General features: G+C 31.4%; 19 protein-coding genes and 1 pseudogene. 7 read left to right on the top strand and 13 right to left on the bottom strand.

The window, feature by feature from the left end:
• Positions 1–49 precede the first annotated feature (49 nt).
• On the top strand, positions 50–673 hold the full coding sequence (locus tag ISP08_RS01345) for a TetR/AcrR family transcriptional regulator (RefSeq protein ID WP_195719070.1): 624 nt from the start codon (positions 50–52) through the stop codon (positions 671–673).
• A 129-nt stretch (positions 674–802) separates the two neighbouring features.
• On the opposite strand, the pseudogene ISP08_RS01340 reads toward ISP08_RS01345, so the two are convergent.
• The 3 genes and pseudogenes from ISP08_RS01340 to ISP08_RS01330 all read right to left on the bottom strand — a co-directional run.
• Positions 803–994 (bottom strand): annotated as a pseudogene (locus tag ISP08_RS01340) (rhodanese-like domain-containing protein); the annotation flags it as partial.
• A gap of 221 nt (positions 995–1,215) precedes the next feature.
• Entirely contained in the window at positions 1,216–2,205 is a 990-nt protein-coding gene (locus ISP08_RS01335; RefSeq protein WP_195719069.1) for an alpha/beta hydrolase, read from the bottom strand.
• Positions 2,195–3,367, bottom strand: a complete 1,173-nt coding sequence (locus tag ISP08_RS01330) for an MFS transporter (protein WP_195719068.1) — start codon at positions 3,365–3,367, stop codon at positions 2,195–2,197. The genes ISP08_RS01335 and ISP08_RS01330 overlap by 11 nt, the downstream gene beginning before the upstream one ends.
• A gap of 120 nt (positions 3,368–3,487) precedes the next feature.
• Here ISP08_RS01330 and ISP08_RS01325 point away from each other — a divergent pair, with 120 nt between their 5' ends.
• Both ISP08_RS01325 and ISP08_RS01320 read left to right on the top strand, forming a co-directional pair.
• Positions 3,488–4,384, top strand: coding sequence for a LysR family transcriptional regulator (locus ISP08_RS01325; protein WP_195719067.1), 897 nt, complete (start codon positions 3,488–3,490; stop codon positions 4,382–4,384).
• Positions 4,385–4,684: 300 nt separating this feature from the next.
• The gene (locus ISP08_RS01320; RefSeq protein WP_195719066.1) at positions 4,685–4,780 is read left to right on the top strand and encodes a type I toxin-antitoxin system Fst family toxin; all 96 of its coding nucleotides are present in this window, start codon (positions 4,685–4,687) and stop codon (positions 4,778–4,780) included.
• Between the two features lie 274 nt (positions 4,781–5,054).
• Here ISP08_RS01320 and ISP08_RS01315 read toward each other — a convergent pair whose 3' ends face one another.
• Both ISP08_RS01315 and ISP08_RS01310 read right to left on the bottom strand, forming a co-directional pair.
• The gene (locus ISP08_RS01315) at positions 5,055–5,249 is read right to left on the bottom strand and encodes a hypothetical protein (RefSeq protein ID WP_229294154.1); all 195 of its coding nucleotides are present in this window, start codon (positions 5,247–5,249) and stop codon (positions 5,055–5,057) included.
• A 103-nt stretch (positions 5,250–5,352) separates the two neighbouring features.
• Entirely contained in the window at positions 5,353–5,652 is a 300-nt protein-coding gene (locus ISP08_RS01310; protein WP_195719065.1) for a DUF2089 family protein, read from the bottom strand.
• A gap of 241 nt (positions 5,653–5,893) precedes the next feature.
• On the opposite strand from ISP08_RS01310, the gene ISP08_RS01305 reads away from it, so the two are divergent.
• On the top strand, positions 5,894–5,989 hold the full coding sequence (locus ISP08_RS01305; RefSeq protein ID WP_152906113.1) for a type I toxin-antitoxin system Fst family toxin: 96 nt from the start codon (positions 5,894–5,896) through the stop codon (positions 5,987–5,989).
• A gap of 190 nt (positions 5,990–6,179) precedes the next feature.
• Here ISP08_RS01305 and ISP08_RS01300 read toward each other — a convergent pair whose 3' ends face one another.
• The 3 genes from ISP08_RS01300 to ISP08_RS01290 all read right to left on the bottom strand — a co-directional run bounded on the left by ISP08_RS01300 (position 6,180) and on the right by ISP08_RS01290 (position 10,063).
• Positions 6,180–6,797 carry a poly-gamma-glutamate hydrolase family protein gene (locus ISP08_RS01300; protein ID WP_195719064.1) on the bottom strand — a complete coding sequence of 206 codons (618 nt, stop codon included), beginning with the start codon at positions 6,795–6,797 and terminating at the stop codon, positions 6,180–6,182.
• Between the two features lie 385 nt (positions 6,798–7,182).
• On the bottom strand, positions 7,183–8,421 hold the full coding sequence (locus ISP08_RS01295) for an aminoacyltransferase (protein WP_195719063.1): 1,239 nt from the start codon (positions 8,419–8,421) through the stop codon (positions 7,183–7,185).
• A 508-nt stretch (positions 8,422–8,929) separates the two neighbouring features.
• On the bottom strand, positions 8,930–10,063 hold the full coding sequence (locus tag ISP08_RS01290; protein ID WP_195719062.1) for an FAD-dependent oxidoreductase: 1,134 nt from the start codon (positions 10,061–10,063) through the stop codon (positions 8,930–8,932).
• A 283-nt stretch (positions 10,064–10,346) separates the two neighbouring features.
• Here ISP08_RS01290 and ISP08_RS01285 point away from each other — a divergent pair, with 283 nt between their 5' ends.
• Positions 10,347–10,703: a DUF488 domain-containing protein gene (locus ISP08_RS01285; protein ID WP_195719061.1), complete on the top strand. Its 357-nt coding sequence runs from the start codon at positions 10,347–10,349 to the stop codon at positions 10,701–10,703.
• A gap of 38 nt (positions 10,704–10,741) precedes the next feature.
• On the opposite strand, the gene ISP08_RS01280 is transcribed toward ISP08_RS01285, so the two are convergent.
• The 5 genes from ISP08_RS01280 to ISP08_RS01260 all read right to left on the bottom strand — a co-directional run bounded on the left by ISP08_RS01280 (position 10,742) and on the right by ISP08_RS01260 (position 15,171).
• Positions 10,742–10,921 carry a hypothetical protein gene (locus ISP08_RS01280; RefSeq protein WP_048793941.1) on the bottom strand — a complete coding sequence of 60 codons (180 nt, stop codon included), beginning with the start codon at positions 10,919–10,921 and terminating at the stop codon, positions 10,742–10,744.
• Positions 10,922–11,312: 391 nt separating this feature from the next.
• Positions 11,313–12,350, bottom strand: coding sequence for a ferrated catecholamine ABC transporter substrate-binding lipoprotein SstD (locus ISP08_RS01275; protein WP_195719060.1), 1,038 nt, complete (start codon positions 12,348–12,350; stop codon positions 11,313–11,315).
• A gap of 106 nt (positions 12,351–12,456) precedes the next feature.
• Positions 12,457–13,257: an iron ABC transporter ATP-binding protein gene (locus ISP08_RS01270; protein ID WP_048793943.1), complete on the bottom strand. Its 801-nt coding sequence runs from the start codon at positions 13,255–13,257 to the stop codon at positions 12,457–12,459.
• Positions 13,254–14,213 (bottom strand): iron chelate uptake ABC transporter family permease subunit, encoded by a 960-nt coding sequence (locus tag ISP08_RS01265; RefSeq protein ID WP_195719059.1) that lies wholly within the window; start codon positions 14,211–14,213, stop codon positions 13,254–13,256. Before ISP08_RS01265 ends, ISP08_RS01270 begins: the two co-directional genes overlap by 4 nt.
• Entirely contained in the window at positions 14,203–15,171 is a 969-nt protein-coding gene (locus ISP08_RS01260) for an ABC transporter permease (RefSeq protein WP_048793945.1), read from the bottom strand. The genes ISP08_RS01265 and ISP08_RS01260 overlap by 11 nt, the downstream gene beginning before the upstream one ends.
• 480 nt (positions 15,172–15,651) lie before the next feature.
• On the opposite strand from ISP08_RS01260, the gene ISP08_RS01255 reads away from it, so the two are divergent.
• On the top strand, positions 15,652–16,818 hold the full coding sequence (locus ISP08_RS01255) for a hypothetical protein (protein WP_195719058.1): 1,167 nt from the start codon (positions 15,652–15,654) through the stop codon (positions 16,816–16,818).
• Positions 16,819–16,834: 16 nt separating this feature from the next.
• Positions 16,835–18,058, top strand: coding sequence for a metal-dependent hydrolase family protein (locus ISP08_RS01250; RefSeq protein ID WP_195719057.1), 1,224 nt, complete (start codon positions 16,835–16,837; stop codon positions 18,056–18,058).
• Positions 18,059–18,261: the final 203 nt, after the last annotated feature.

Genomic DNA, 18,261 nt, shown 5'->3' with positions numbered 1-18,261 from the left:
TACTTTAAAATGTAAATAAATTCTTAAATCTTAGACAAGGAGATTAAATATGAATAAAAAAGAATCTATGGATCCAAGAGCAAAAAGAACAAAAGCATATTTTATTAATGCCCTTATTACATTGCTTAATAAGAAAGACTTAAACAAAATTACTGTGCAAAATATTGCAGATGAAGCAAAATTGACAAGAGGAACATTTTATCTACATTACCTAGACAAACAAGATTTCTACTCTAGTGTTATTAATGATGTTTTAGAAGAATTAATTGTACATGTAAAAGATAATGCAGCTTCACAAATAATAGAGAAAAAAGATAAAATCTATGCACATCCTTCTTTTATAAAGTTATTTGAATATATATATGATCATAAAGAATTTTTTAAAGTAATGTTAAGTGATAAAGGGATACCAGAATTCAGAAGACGTTTGCAAAATATCGTAGAAGAGAAAATATATGAAGAACTGGTAGATAATATCGTAGATTTAAATCAATATAATAATATTCCCAAAGAAATATTATTTAGTTATATTACATCTGCACATATTGGCGTAATAAGTTCATGGTTAGATAACAATGTGAAATATAGTCCAGAGTTTATGGCACATTTATTATATGATTGGACATTAAAGGGGGTTATAAATGAAGTAACCACAGAAAGGAAATATTACTAAAGAAGTCCTATATTAATATGATGCTCTTCTTTAGTAACTAACATTTAAGTCAATATATACAGAAGCACCTTTTATTTGACTCTCTAATTCTCTCTCAAATGAAGGTTAAAAAAAGAAAGGTTTTAGTGACTATACAACATTTTCTAAAGGTAATTTCATACCTTTCCAACCTTCTAACGCTCCAGCTAATTCATAAGCTTCATAATTATTTTTGTATAACTCTAACAATGCTTCTTTTCCTAAAGTAGTTCCTCCAGTTCAATCGTAAACTACATATATTTTTTCTTTAGATACGTCACTCAATTGATTCTTAAGATATTTAATTGTCAATTATTTTCTTATAGTTTATTGGTAAATAGGTAACCAATCATCGTAATATCAGTATAAAATGTTGTGTTTTCTTACTTAGAAAAGGTTGTTTTGTTATATTAATATATTCTATAAGATAAACAAGTTACAATAATATATATTTATACTTTATTCCTGGAGAATAAAGTATAAATAGTAATTGTTGGTTAAATTTAACGTTAGAGTACGGAATTCTATAGTTCTTTAAAAAACGAATCTAATTTATCAAATGGGATTTTTTCTTTTTTATCATATAAATCACAGTGATCTGAATCAGATATAATCACTAACTCAGTTTGATTTGGAATTAAGTTAGCAACCTCTTCAGAATGATATTTAGAGTGTGCATTATCACCAGCAATTAATAAAACTTTCCTATCCTTGAGTAACTCGATATGACTATACATATCAAATGCAAAGAAACTATATGGCGTTGTTGCTGTCCATGCACTATTCGAATTAATTGAATGTTCATGATAACCACGTTCCGTTTTATAATAATTAAAAAACGTTTCTAATACAGGATCTGGATTATCCGGAAGTTCATCAGGTAAGATTTGTGGTGGTGTCATTAAATTACCATTATCATCAAAATTCAACTCATGAGGCGCAATATCGTATTTATCATTTGTAATATCTTTAGAACGTTGTTTTGATAAATAGTCAATAATTTCTAATCTTTGATCAAACGTGTAACTATTTTTATATCCTTTTCCAATAGAATTAGACATATCGTACATTGATGCTGTAGCGACTGCTTTAATTCTTGAGTCAACAGTTGCAGCTGTAATAGCCATGCCGCTCAAACCACAAATAGCCATTGCACCAATTTTTTCATTATCTACAAAATCTAAAGTTGTTAAATAATCGACAGCAGCACTAAAATCTTCAGTAAAAATTTCAGGTGATGCAACATTTCTTACTTCTCCACCAGACTCACCAGTAAAACTATTATCAAATGCTAAAGTTATGAACCCTCTACTAGCTAATTCATTCGCATATAATCCCGATGCTTGTTCTTTAACAGCTCCAAACGGTCCAGAAACAACTAAAGCACTGATTTTTTGCGATTCGCTCTTAGGTATATATAAATCTCCTACTAAATCAATACCATATCTATTTTGAAATTTTACTTTTTGACGAGTGACATTACTATTTAATGAAAATGTGTAATTATTTTTCATTAGCGACAGCTCCTTTTTTATTAGTTATATGAATTCGAGTAAAAATAAAAACAAGGTTAAGCAAACTTATAATAATACCTACACCAACTACAAAATTTGAACCTAAGATACTAATTAATATACCACCTAAAAAAGTTCCTACTGTAGTACCTAAATTAACGGAAGATAAAAATATGCCGTTTGATAAATCTGGTGCATCAGGCGCTGATGAAGTAATAACATATTGAGTAACATTAGCAGTCATGCCAGCTAATATACCTAAAATAACTGAAATAATAATCATTAAAACACTAAATTCACCAAATATAAACATTAATAAGAATGATCCTATTAATAAAAATGGTAGAACTACCAACGTTTGCTTAGGATAATTTGTTAAGGTATGACCTGCAATGATATTACCTATAATATTTGATATACCATAAATGAATAAAATAAGTGTGACCATTAATCCTTCAGCATGAGTAACTGAACTTAAAAAGTCAGTAAAATAACTATAAACACCAAATATAGCAGCATTAAATAAAAATGATACGATAATAGAAATCCATGTTAGCGGAAATTTTAAGATATTTAATTGTTTTCCATAAGTTAATTTTGAAGATACTGGCATTTTTGGTACAAATATGAATACCAATATTAAGACTGCAAAATTCACTACAAAGAAAAACAATAATGCTAATTGTAAATTAAAATTAGAAGCTAAATAGTTAACTACTGGAACACCTAATACCATTCCAGCTGACACACCTATAAAAATACGTGAAACTGCTTTTGGTGTATCTTTCTCATCAACTGAATCAGCAGCTACAGAAAAAGCCAATGATATAAATACAGGATGAAATATAGCTGGAATGATTCTAGTTAGTAACAATATTGAAAAGTTGTTAGTCAATAATACGACGGCGTTACTTATTACAAAAATAATAAGTATAAAAATCATCACTTTTTTTCGTTCAATTTTAGATAATAATAACGGCATAATAGGACCTGATATAGCAATGCCAATAGCAAATCCAGATATAACCCATCCTGCCATGGATACGCTTACGTGAAACTGATTGGAAATGTATGGAATCAAACCGATAAATCCCATTTCTGTATTTAATATTCCAAAAACACCAATTGTTAATATTAATATTACTAACTTTTTATTTCTCATTTGCTTTCCCCATTTAATTTTTGATATTTCCAAGTATAGGTTATACTGATAGAAATGACTAATGCTTATTTCTTATTTTAAGAAATGCTTTAAAAGCATCATTTATATGGAGGGTATGATATGGAATTAAGAGTCTTACATTACTTTTCAATCGTTGCACAACAAAAAAATATTACAAAAGCAGCAAACACTTTGCACATCACACAACCTACGTTATCTAGACAACTCAAACAATTGGAAGAAGAATTAGATGTTAAATTGTTTAATAGAAAGAATCACAATATTAGTTTGACAGAGGAAGGAGAATTACTAAATCGAAGATCTAGAGAATTATTGGATATGTCTAATAAAATCCAAGAAGAATTTAAAGTTATAGATAAACCTATAGAGGGTGACATTTATTTAGGATGTGGAGAAACAAAAGGTATGAAATACATAGCTGATATTTTCAAGCGCATTCAAATTAATTACCCCAATATCAAATTACATATTTTTAGTGGTAATGCTGAAGACATTGCCTATCGTCTAGATAAAGGATTCCTTGATTTTGGCATTTTTATCGAACCTGTAAATTTAAATAAATATGAATCTTTAAGTTTACCGACTTATGACCAATGGGGCGTAATTGCAAGAAGAGACAGTCATATAGCTCGAAAAGAATGTATCACAAAAGAAGAAGTATCAAAATTGCCTCTCATTTGTTCTAGACAAGCAATTGATACTAACCAAAAGAGTAATGAGTTTATTCGGTGGTTCGGAGAATTATATTCACAATTAAATATCGTTGCTACATTTAATTTAGCTTATAATGCAGGTTTGCTAGCTCAACAAGAGATTGGGTATGTATTAACTTTAGATAGTATTATAAACACTTCATCAGAAAGTAATTTGTGTTTTGTGCCTTTTCAACCTATTTTAGTTGCAAAACATAATATTGTATGGCGTAAGAGCCATCATTTCTCAAAGGCTGCTCAAATATTTATGAAAGAGTTAAAAAATGTATTAATTGATGAATAATCTTTTTTAATGGTGAGTAGTTTTTTATTCATTCATTTTTACTTTAGCAAAAAGATAAAGGGCTTAGGAGATTTCCCCCAACCGTCAGGTGCTGTTGCCACGTCAGTAGCTAGCAAATCCAATACTTGCCAAACCTCTCTAACGAGGATAAACGCCCTAATATCAGTTCTTATTCTCGTGTTTTAAGTTAACATAATTGATGATTATCAGAAGTACATACATTTGTATATTTTCAGATGGTATAATAAAGGCGTCGCCTATCTCTCATGCGTCAATTGACGTAGAGAGGAGGTGTATAAAGTGATACTTATTTTCGTTAACATCATAGCGCCAGTCATCAGTGGCTATGCCATTGCGTACTATACTTATTGGCTAAGTAAACGCAATAAAAAATAGGCGACATTTAGCCACACCAACAAAAATCCCCTCACTACTGGCATAGTGAGAGGATTGTGTATAAGTGATTACTTATTTTCGTTACACGTATTATAACATCATAGTGGAAAAGAATGCAAAATCATTTAAGAGTTTTACTTGCTTTTTTAACTGCTTTTTTACCACTTCAAATATTTCTTATATAACAATTTACTGAAACAAAGTTCTATACTTGAAGCTTTGGTATGTTAAAATACCACTATCTTTTTTAAAGTTTGTCTAGTCCTTTTAAAAATCACTTTAAATCTTTGCCTTTCATTTTATTTAATTCTTTTTGTTCTTTCTCTTTATTATCTTTTTGAGCACTATCCCACTGACCTAATAAGAATAATAATCCTATTACACCAAAAATAAGAGTTCCCCAAATATTTAATCCCAATTTACCTGTCGTATATAAAATCACTATTGCTACTATAAATAATACAGGCACAATTCCACCTATTACCTTCTTTCAGTCTTGGATAAAAAATATTGTATCGCAAATAATACGGCATATAAAATTGCTGGTAAAAATGTTAATAAATTACTCAAATTCACTCAATCTCCTTTTCCTGACTATATATTTCTAATAATTGTTTAGCGTCGTTCAAATCTAATCTTTCCTCGATAGCTAACTTTCTTACATAATTAACTAATGAACTCTCTTCATTGTCTTTTGCAGACTCTATTCTTTCTATCACACTATTTAATCTATTTCTCACAGTTGGATATGACACTTCATAATATTTAGCTAGTGATTTTAGAGATCCAGAATTAACAACAAAATTTTTAATAAACTCAAAATCTTCTTTTTCTAAATTCATCATCCATTTAGGAATATCATTGGTTTTCAATATATTCACTCCTTAAATATAAGTTACCACAAAGTTTAACATTATTCAATTTTATTTTAATAATGTTAAACTTTTAGTTAATTTTTGTTATTTAATATTTATTATTATTAATCGAATGGGTTGCTAATTCTCTAAAAAAGGATCTGAAATAAAAAATTTTTAGTACCATTATTGATAGTATAATAAAGACGTCGCCTATCTCTCAGGCGTCAATTTGACGAAGAGAGGAGGTGTATACACAATGTCTGAAATCTTTGTAAACATCATGACTACAGCAGCAAGTGGTTGTCTCATTGCGCTATTCGCGCATTGGCTACGCAAGCGTAATGACAAATAGGCGACTAGTCACACCAAAAAATCCCCTTACTACGGCCATAGTAAGGGGATTTGGTGCATACATGCCTGATAATCCTTGTTGAATGTATTATAACACCATAGTGGAAAGGATGCAAAATCATTTAAGAGTTTTACTTGCTTTTTTACCACTTCAATATTTCAAATACAGTTGCTGTAATTTGTAATGAATATTACCTTTCAAATGCTGCGACTATTTGATTTGTAAAATCATCCATAAAGTCGCTCCAATTTTCTCTATCTTCTCTACTTTTTTTATTGTATTTAGCATTTTTAAAACATTTCTTCCTTAATCCAGACGTCAATTCAAGTTGTACACCTGCACCTGATTTACAACAATTAATAATATTATTGTCATTTACCCCAGATAAATTAGAAGGTGAATCCTCAGTTTTAACACCTATTTTTTGGAAATTTTTAACTAACTTAGATAGTATTTCGTCGTCTTTCCCACCGATATAAACCACCTCATCTTCACCTTTACAACCATGGATGGCTAAAGCATATTCTTTTTCAGCAATTAATTTGTTTAATACCGGTTCATCGTAATGATGGGAAGTTACATGTAGTTCTTCATTATTTTTACTTTTTATACCTTTAAAGTTATAAAAATCAAAGCCGCCTTTTTCCGAAATTAAATCAGCAATTTCAGTTGTTCCTGGTTCAATGGCCCCTCCATGAATAGCTGATATCAAAACAGCACTATTTTTTTCACGCGTACTACGTTCCCAATCTACGCCTTCTTCTGTTTTATCTTCTAATTCAGTCATTGAACTATATTTATCTGACATTCGTTAAGACCCCTTTCATACTTTTTCATTATACAATTCCCTGAATTTTAATTTAATATCTTAAATAACAGTAAATTTCATTAAGATTTTGTTTATATTATAGTGTGAATTTAATATTAAATAGAGAGCACTTATTTATTGAAAATTGTGAGTCAAACCAATTAGAAATTACTACTATTATATTATTAATTAACATAACCGTTGAATTATCAGAAGTTCTATACACATAAAAAACACGACGAATTTATAAACTCGTCGTGCCTTTTTAATATATTTAATTACCAAACAAACGACTGACTCCAAAATCACTTTTCAGATGGTGTTCTACTTCATTGTTAAGCTCAATCTCTTGTTCATCAGTTCGCACCTCTTCACGTATAGAATATTATTTTATTAATGAATATATTTTATAAAATAATGGTCGTATTGGTTTAATAAAATCTCCAATATATTCTTCTACATGTGCATTAAATCCTGCTTTGAAATTTTGTACACCTGCATCTTCAGCATTTTCACTAAAATCTCCTGTTATACCATAAAAATTATAACGATCAATATTATTTTCTTTCGCAAATTTTATCATTTCCCATTGTAATCTATAGGCCCCCATATATTTATTATATTTAGGGTTAGAGCCACTTGAAAGATAGTAAACTTCATAATCGTTATAAATATAAAGTGCAGCTGCTAAATCCAGTATAGTTCCATCAGTTTTGATTAACGTTTCTGTTTCATCTATTTTCTTTTTTTGCGCTTTTATTTGTTGTAAATTTTGCTCATACTTATTTTTACTTTTTTTTGAATTAGGATTACTCTCTAAGCTATCTTTAATATTTTCTAAATCATTATTTAACTTTTCTAGTTGGTTATTTTGTTTTATTAACAATTCTGACAAGTCAATATAAGCCAGTTTTAACATCCCATTATCTTTATAAATGTTTTGCATTTCTTCAAAATAGTTCTCATCTCTAAACTTAAAACCGTGCTTTTCTTCGGCCATTTTAAATAATTTAAAAAATCTATTTGTTTCTTCAATGGGAAGTGTACAAACTTGGACATCCATCTCATATGTTTTCTTAATGTTTCTTCGTGTTTGATAATCCATGTCTTGTAATAATTCTTCTTCTGTTTTATTTTTTAAATCTAAAACAGATAGCCAACGAATTTGGCTTATTTGAGAATAACCTACCGTATATCCTTGATGCTTATAACCTAGACTTTCCATAGTCTTTATAAGAGGTTGATTATTGTAACTTTCTATTATTTCACCTTGAGTATTTCTTATATTTTCTAATGTATATGGATCAGTTAAAACATACAGACCACGATGTTTTTTTAAATATTTAGTCAAATTTTTATAAAAATATCTTACTAATTGATAATCTGTAAAATCTAAAACAGGTCCACGGTGAGTATAAAAATATTTAAAGAACTTTAGTGAACGTGCTTCATTTAAAAGGCAAGCTGCTATTACTTTATTGTTTTCATCTTTAACACCGACTAAATGCACATCATTTTTATGTTGTTTTCTATAATTATAATGGTTAAAACTTTGTGTATAGTGAGCATCATGATTACTAATAAAATCTTCAAATTCATCAACTTTTAATTGCGTGAAATACATTGTAAGCCTACCTTCTTTTCTAATTTATAGTAGTATTACATTAATTATAACATAAAAGAAACCCAAGTCCTTAAAAAGACCTGATTGACTGATGTTAACGGTGAGAGTAGGATTCGAAGTAGTGCAAGCAACATGTTTTTAATCAATTATAAATTTTAATTTTCCTTAAGACAGAGTGAGGCACTCCTCCATAATTTTCAATCATTATATTAGAAGATTTATTTTTTAAGATGAATACTTTTTAAAATACTTACAAATTCCAAAGATATGTATACTATATTAAAAGATTGCTTTGAACTATCTATATTAAATTAGCCCCTTTTTATCCACTGTCCATCCTGATAATAAATTTATTGAGATATTATATACGGAAATTAACAAATTCTTGGTTTACCATAACTCATACTAAAAAGGGCTCCTTATTGAATAAGGAGTCCTTTAGTGGATTCAAAAACAACTATTGTCTGAATGTAAAATTTTAAAATATTTTACTTGTTTGTTTTGAACCTTAATTATTTTCTTTAAAAAATGATATAAGTTTATGAGGACTATCTTTTCCTAACACGTTATCTAATGCTTCATGAGACTCTATAGCTTCTTCTTCACTACGAGGGTACATTTTATTTTCATATGCCTCAATTGCTGTATCAATATTATTGTAATTATTTTCAATAGCATTAGCTAGGTCATACGCATCTATCATTGCCAAATTTGCTCCCTCTCCAGATGGTGCCATTAAATGTGCAGCGTCCCCAATAAGTGTAATACCAGATTTAGGAGTCCAACGATGTTTATCTGGTAGTGCATAAATCATACGCGGTACAATTTGAGTTTCGCTATCAACTATCAATGACAATAGTTCTGGCGCCCATCCTTCAAATTGTGATGAGATAGTATCAATTGACGCTTGTTTATCTGAAAAATCGATGTTTTTAATCCACTCTTCTGCACAATTTAATTGAATATAAGTATGAATCGTATCATTAGGCTCACGATGTGCTGTCATGCCTTTATTAGGAGATAGTGCAAAACAAGATCCTGAACCTATAATTTTTGCTGTTGCTGGATACTTTTCATCAACATTATATAAATAAGCATCTAAAAATGTAGTTCCCGCATATTCAGGTTTAACATCTGTTAATACCTTACGTACTTTTGACCATGCACCATCCGCACCCACGAGAATATTACTTACTATAGAAGTGTTGTCTTGGAAATCAACTTGATATTTTCCGTCTGCTATCTCTTGAACATTACGAACTTTTTTATCCCATATAATCATATCTGAAGGTAAAGAGTTTATTAATATTTTTCTTAAATCTCCTCTTAAAACCTCTGGACGCACATTTGAATCATCGCTTGGAAGGTCTAATAGTATGTTCCCATCAGTATCTAAAAATCGTACAGCGTCAGCACCTTCATGAATTATAGAAGTGAATTCATCCCATAACTTTGCTTCTTTTAGTGCTATTTGGCCATTATAATCATGAATATCTAATTGGCCACCTTGTGTACGCGCATTTGGTGAAGCATCTGATTCATATACTTTTGCAGGAATTCCTTTAACGTATAAAATTCGAGCTAATGTTAATCCACCAATGCCTCCACCGATAATTGTAATTTCATTTGATTCTTTATTCATTATTTAATCTCTCCTTTATTTTTCAATAAATCTTGTAAATACATTTCATAGTTTCGATATATCGTTACTATAAACGATATATCGAAACATGTCAATTTTAAAATTTTAAACGCACTGCTTGATTAAATTTCACATTAAAATTTTCAATCTGCTTATCGTTAACTCATTATCCTTGCAGGTTCGTTATATAGATTTTTTATATGCTATTTTCTACAAATTTAATTTTATTATCTACCCTTTAATTTTTATTTTCCGGGTAATGTATTAATAGAGGGTGATAAAGATGACAGTAACTATTAATCGAATTTATGATGCGAAGAATGATAAAGGGACACGTATTCTTGTGGATAGAGTTTGGCCTAGAGGTATCTCTAAAGAGGATGCCAATCTGGACCATTGGTTGAAAGAAGTTGCGCCGACGAGTGAATTAAGAAAATGGTTTAATCATGATCCAAAGCTTTATGCTGCATTTAAAGAAAAGTATGAAAAGGAATTGCGTGAAAATGATGAACAAAAAGAGGCGCTCGATGAATTAAAAGAGATTGCGCGTTCAAATAACGATATTGTGTTGCTATATGCAGCAAAGGATACAGAACATAATCAAGCAGTCGTTCTAAAAGAAATATTAGAAAATAAATAAAGACGCAGTATTGTTATTACTGCGTCTCTTCATTTATATTATTTTTTATCCATTTTTAAATAAGTCATGTATTTGAGCCCGAGTGCAAATAATGTATAACCTAATAATATTTGATGTAGTGACTTTTTAACTTTGAAACTTCTTGTTAGTAATTGTGGAATGACATTACATAATGCATATAAAACAAAAACTTTAACGTATCTTTTGTTCATAATTATTAACTCCTTTAATTAAATTATTCCAACAACTGTTAATTAAATAGCAACTTAATTCCTTTATAATACTGATATGAGTTACTTTCAACCGGTGAAGCTATTTTTTAATTTTAAATTCATAATATTGATTATAAATATTCACAAAGTCTTCAAATAAAGGTTTCATATATGATGAGGTGTTAATATGAAAGAATTCGTCGGTCAATGTGAACGGTGTCATAAAAATGTATATTGCTTGGATGGTTTTCTTAATGGTGTCTACCAAGACAATCACTTGTATTGCTTTGAATGTGCTACTAAATAATAACAAACACCCTACATTTGTCTTATCAACTAGACTCTTTGCAGGGTGTTTATTCATTTATGTGTACTTATTAGAAGATGCGCTATGCTATTATTTTTTATCTAGTGCTTTTTTAACTTCGTCAATTTGTTTTATTAATGTTGTTGTTGAACCAGTTGAGAAGTACCAAAGCTTAGGATCTAATTCGATAATTTTATTGTTTTTCACTGCGTCTACATTTTTAATTACGTCATTGCTTAATGTTTTCTTCGCAGTTGATTTACCACTTACGACTTGGCCACGGTCCATCGCAAAGATAATGCTTGGATTTTTTTGTGCAATATATTCATTTGTTATGTTTTGACCGTGTGTGCTGCCTTTAATTTTGTTATCAGCAGGTTTGAAGCCCATAGTATCAAAGATAGCAGAGCCGAAACGTTGTCCTGCACCGAATGTTGATAATTCGCCTTCGTTAACTAATAAGAACATTGCTTTGTCGTCTTTTAATTTTTTAGTTTTTTCTTTGATGCTAGCGATTTTATCGTCTAATTTTTTATTTAACTCTTTAACTTTGTCTTCTTTACCATAAATTTGTCCTAATTTTTTCGCGCTGTCTTTCATTGAATCTACGCTAAATTTATCGTCAGGACCAACATATACAATTTTGGCTTTTGGTGCTGCTTTTTTGAATTCATCTAGATTTTTTTGATTTGCTACACGACCAGAAATGAAGATAACTTCCGGTTTTGCTTCTGCTACTTTGTCGAAATTAACTTCTTTTAAATTACCAGTATTTATGTATTTATCATCTTTAAAATCACTTAAGAAGTCTGGTAATGATTTGTTACCTTCACCTTTGGGAACTCCTTTAACTTTATCTTCAAGGCCTAATTCTTTCAATGTATCTAGTGCACCATAATCAAACACAATTGCGTTTTTAGGATTTTTAGGTACTTTAACAGTTTCTTTGACACTTTTCGCGTCACTACCGTCTTTTTTCTCACCGCTTGCTTGGTAATTATTTTCAATCTTCACTGTGTCATTTTTTGACTCTGACTTAGTTGATTTATCCTCACTTGATTTATTGTTGTTACAAGCTGCTAATAAAACCATTAAACCTACAATAAGTATTAAAGCATATTTCTTCATATCTAAACTCCTCTATAATTTTTTTACAAACTGTCCCCCTGATATACACCCTAAACTTGTAATAAATTTAAAGTGGCCTCACTCCCTTCAAAGCACGTTGCCATATTTAGATGGTTTGGGCTGAATATGTCGCTTCATCCACTGATGTTTCGTCAAAGTATATACATATACGTTGGCCCATAACTTCTTCAATACGCACTTCCATATCATATAAAGTATTCAAGACGGTAGGTTGAATCACTTCATCTTTTTCATTTGCTTCGATAATTTCACCGTCTTTCAGAGCTATAATGTCGTCTGAATAACATGAAGCAAAGTTTATATCGTGAATAACGACAATAATTGTTTTATTTAATGATCTTGCAAGCTGACGTAACGTTTGCATAATTTGTACGGAATGTTTCATATCTAAATTATTTAACGGTTCGTCTAACAAGATATAATCTGTATTTTGTGCAATCGTCATGGCAAGATATGCACGTTGTCTTTGTCCACCAGATAATGTTTTTAAATAGCGATCTCTAATTTCTTGTAATTGCAAGATTTCGAGCGCGTATTCTACTTGTTCTTTGTCTTCCTTTTTCAAACGTCCTTTAGAATATGGAAAACGTCCAAATTCTACTAATTGCTCTACCGTAATATTTAATTCTGTATGGTTCGTTTGTTTTAAAATAGATAATTTTTTAGCTAAGTCATTGCTTTTATAGTCATGAATCGCCTGACCTTCGATTGTCACTTCGCCATCATCACATTCTGTAAGGCGTGTAATAATCGATAACAATGTACTTTTACCGGCACCATTAGGACCAATCATAGAAGTTAAGCGACCCTTTTTAATATCTACATTAATATCTTTTAAAATTGGCTTATCTTGAATCGTTTTGTTAAGACCTTTAATACTGATCAATTTGTATGCCTCCTTTTAATTAATAGGTAGATAAAGTAGCTACCACCGACTAAATCGATAATGATGCTAACCTGTGTCGTTGCTTCAAATAAATTTTCGACTATGCCTTGTGCAATAAATAAACTTAACCAACTCAGACAAATCGTCGCAGGCAAGATATATTTATGCTTAAAAGTCCCTAGCATTTCACGCGCTAAGTTAACCGTTAGTAATCCTAAAAAAGTAATTGGCCCAACTAATGCAGTCGATACTGAAACGAGTATTGCGACAAGTATAAGTAATAGACGCGTCAACGTAGCATAAGAAATACCTAAATTTATCGCCTGACTTCTGCCTAATAGCAGTACATCTAAATAAGGAATAAAATATACGGTAATTAGTACTAAGACAATAAGTATCACTGTACATATCAACATCAACTTACTATTAGATGCATCAAAGTTAGCAAACATAGAACTTTGAACGGCTAGAAAATCTTCAGGATTGATAATTAATTCTAAAAATCCTGTCAGACTTCTGAAAAATGTTCCCAAAATAACGCCGATCAATAAAATAAAGTAGACCGAGACGTTAGACATTCGAAAAATGCCTTGAAACAGAAATAATGAAAATGCGACCATCACTACCAACGTAATAAGAAAACTATAATACGTATTTGTCACTAACACCGATTGCACTCCAAACACAACGACGATTAATACTTTTGCAAACATATAGATGGCATCGAGACCAATAATCGAAGGTGTTAATAGGCGGTTATTTGTAATCGCTTGGAATACAACTACTGATGCTGCTATAGCCCCTCCGACGATAAGCATTAAGCATAATTTTCTTAAACGGCTGAAAAATTGATACTCAAAAATATCAAAGTTGATGCCTACGATAAGATAAAGCCCTCCGACGATTATCGTTAACAACACTAATAAGAGTAATTTTGTTTTATCACTAATTTGCATAATTGTGTCGTCCTTTCATCAGCAAAATTATAAAAATAATAGTGCCAAAGACGCCGATAGTTAAACCAATATTGATTTCATACGGGTAAACGACAACTCTACCAATAATGTCAGAGAACATTACAAAGATTGCACCTAACAACGCCGTTTGAGGCAGTGCATTTTTCAAGTTATCACCTTTAAAAATTGACACGATATTTGGGACGATTAACCCTAAGAAAGGTAAAGTTCCTACGGTTACCACAACAATTGCAGTAATGACCGCTGCTATAAACAATCCTATATTTACGATTTTTTCGTAATTAACACCCAAGTTACTGCTAAAGTCTTTGCCCATTCCTGCAATAGTAAAATGATTGGCAAATATATATGTAAGAAATAATAACGGAATACTTAAGTATAAGATTTCGTATCTGCCACTAGTGATAATCGCAAAGTTACCGTTCAACCAGTTACCAATACTTTGTACCGTATTGGTCTGTAAGGCAACAAACGTTGATAAGCTAGAAACGATACCGCCAAGCATAATACCAAGTAACGGAATGAAAATAACGTCCGTGAAACGAATATATTGTACTAATTTCACAAACACGTATGTGCCACAAATGCTTAAACCAACAGCAAAAATGAGTTTAATCAAAATGTTTTCTTGCGGGAAAAAAATCATCGAAATGAGAATACCTAATTTCGCCCACTCCATCGTTCCAGCAGTCGTTGGACTCACAAATTTATTTTGCATCATTTGTTGCATAATTAACCCTGCAAGCGCTAAAGTACTCCCAGAAATTAAAATGCTAACTGTTCTAGGTATACGACTTGAAACGATAATGTTCGTTTGCGCTTTGGTTAAGTGGAAAATATCAGTGATTGATACTTTACTGACACCAATAAATAGAGAAAGAATTGTTAATAACAGTAAAATAATAAATAGAAATGTACTACTGAAGAAGAATTTCATAATGACTTACCTATAACCTTTCGGAGAAAATGCTACAAAACTACATGAAAGTGACATTGATAATCATTTTCATTAACTTAATTCTAACATTCTATATATTAAATACAATAGGCATTTAATATATTTTTATCATTAACATATTTAAATAAGATTCAAAAAACGCCTACATAATAGTCTTTGTAAACTATTAGAGGCAAAGAACAAAAAATTAAAAAATGGCGGGAAATATAATATTATGCGAAATATTTAGGTGTAAATACACACATAAATAAAGATAATTATGTATTTAAAGAATTATTACATAAACCTGAAAATTTAACGATTAATTTCAATATTTTGGGCTAAATATCTGATCCACCTAACAATAATTAATTTATCAAATGAAAAATATATTTTCTGAAAATTCTAAATTTAATGTTAACAACTTACTTTATAAGTGCTATGATACTTATTAACTCAATTTGGGGAGGGGGAAGTTTTATGTGGAGTGAACCTATTATATCTGCAACTGCATTATTTGCGTTAATTGCACTTGGGGAAGTTATTTCGACCTTATCTAAGGCAAGAATACCAATGTTACTTACGGCAATGGTCAGCTTTCTACTGCTCAAATGGTTCGGCGTATTTCCTAAGAACATCTTGGATTCGGCTGTCATCCCGTCATTGGGCGCCCTAGCAATTGCGCCAGCGATTATGCATATGGGTACAATGATGCCACTAGCAACATTAAAGAAACAATGGAAAGCCGTCGTTATTTCTATTTTTGGCATTATTGGTTCTACCATAGCTATTTTAGTTATCGTGTCACCCATATACAGTTTCCGTATTGCCGCATCAGGTGTCGGACCTATTTCAGGTGGCATCGTGGCCTTATTAATAACTATCGATAAATTAAAGGAATTACATTTAGGCTATTTAATCGTCTTACCCGCTTTAGTTCAAGGGTTACAAGGCGTTATTGGTTTACCGTTAAGTTCAATTATTATGAAACGTTACAGTAAACACTTTTTGGAAAATGAATACAACTCAACTGAAGAAGCTGCTAAGGTCGAAGAAGAACAACAGTCACTATCAATACACGACCGTTTTCCTATCTTACAAAACGACATATTACGATTATTTATTATGTTTGTGTTAGCAAGTTTGGCGTTTTTAATTGGTGAAGTAACACATATTCACTATTCATTAATCAGTTTAGCCTTTGGGATTATTGGTTTGAAATTAGGACTATTCCAACAAGCGGAGTTAGAGAAAAACAAATCATTCTCACTCATTCTTGTAATGATTATGTTAATCGTTATCGGTTCTATGGGTGACGTAACACCTCATGATTTATGGCATCATTTACCAGCAATTTTACTCATATTACTAATAGGTACGATTGGCATTTTAATCGGTGGCGCAATTGCCGCTAAACTTATCGGTTGGCGTTACAGTAAAGCTTTACCTGTAGCATTAACTGCCTTATATGGTTTCCCTGGTGACTTTATGTTGTGTGAAGAAGTGAGCCGTACAATGGCTAAAAATAAAAAAGAACGTGAAGCCCTATTTAAAGAACTATTAAGTCCAATGTTAATTGGCGGCTTTACTTCAGTAACCGTAGCTTCGGTTCTTTTAACAGGTATACTAATGAACTTTATGAAATAACAAATGGAGGGATACAATGTTAATTAAAAATATTAATTTGATAGATGGAACAGGACGCGAGGTACAAAGTAATGTAGATGTGCATATTCAAGATGATGAATTTGTTGCGATTGGCACAAATATTAATGTCGAAGATAATGATGTCATTGATGGTCAAGGTAAATATTTATTACCTGGCATGATAGATAGCCACGTGCATATTATGGAAGAAATGAGACCTTTAGCACAAAAATTAGCTACACCATTTTCATATACTTTTTATCAAGCAATCGACAATTTAAAACGTACCGTTAAATGTGGTGTCACAACCGTGCGTGATGCTTTAGGTGCCGATCAAGGTATTAAAGAAGCTGTACAAGACGGATTAATTCTCGGACCACGTATGCAAGTGAGCATTAATGCATTGACTATTACTGGTGGCCATGGTGACAAACTTACTAAATCGGGTATCGTCATGCCAAGCTTTTTAGAAGACTACCCCGGTTTACCTAATGGTATTTGTGACGGCGTTGAAGAAGTGCGTAAGAAAGTACGTCAAATGCTACAAGCAGGTGCCGATGTAATTAAAGTGCATGCAACCGGCGGCGTTACAAGTCCTACTGACCATCCAGATTATACCCAGTTTTCAGTTGAAGAACTCAAAGTTATGGTACAAGAAGCGCAATTTAGAGATAACCGTAAAGTTATGGCACATGCTCAAGGATTACAAGGTGTGAAAAATTGTATCGAAGCAGGCATCCATTCAATCGAACACGGTATTTATTTAGACGATGAGGCAATTGAAGGAATGAAAGCCAAAAATATGTTCCTTGTACCAACACTATTAGCACCAGTTTCTGTCATTGAGTTTGCCGATGAATTAGGCATGTCAGAAACATCAATACAAAAGTCTAAAGATGTTATTGATGCACATACGACTAGTTTCAATAAAGCGGTAAAAGCAGGCGTCAAAATTGCTATGGGTACAGATGCAGGTGTCTTCAAACACGGTACCAACTTACGCGAGTTAGAACTAATGGTCGAACATGGTATGACACCTATGCAAGCTATCGTCGCATCTACACAAACTTCAGCAGAATGTCTAGGGTATCAAGACTATCTAGGTACTGTAGAAATCAACAAGAAAGCCGATTTCATCATGGTAGATAACAACCCATTAGACAATATTGGTTTACTTAAACATCCAGACAACATCCAAATAGTCGGCATCGGTGGTAAAGTCGTTAAAGACATCCGATAAAATAAAAAAATAGCCCCCCTGTTTTGAATACAGGAGGGGCTATTTTTTTATTTTTCAATCTCCAGAAATTGTGTTTATCGTATTGAAAATTTTGCTTTTTAGACCACCCGCACTAATACTTCAGACAAACGGCAGACTAACCCCCCCTTGATTAATATCGTAAATTTTTACATTTTTGTTTGCAATTACACGTTTTCTCAATC

The sequence above is a fragment of the Staphylococcus lloydii genome (assembly GCF_015775975.1).
Lineage (GTDB): Bacteria > Bacillota > Bacilli > Staphylococcales > Staphylococcaceae > Staphylococcus > Staphylococcus lloydii.
This window is presented reverse-complemented; position numbering and strand designations above follow the sequence as displayed.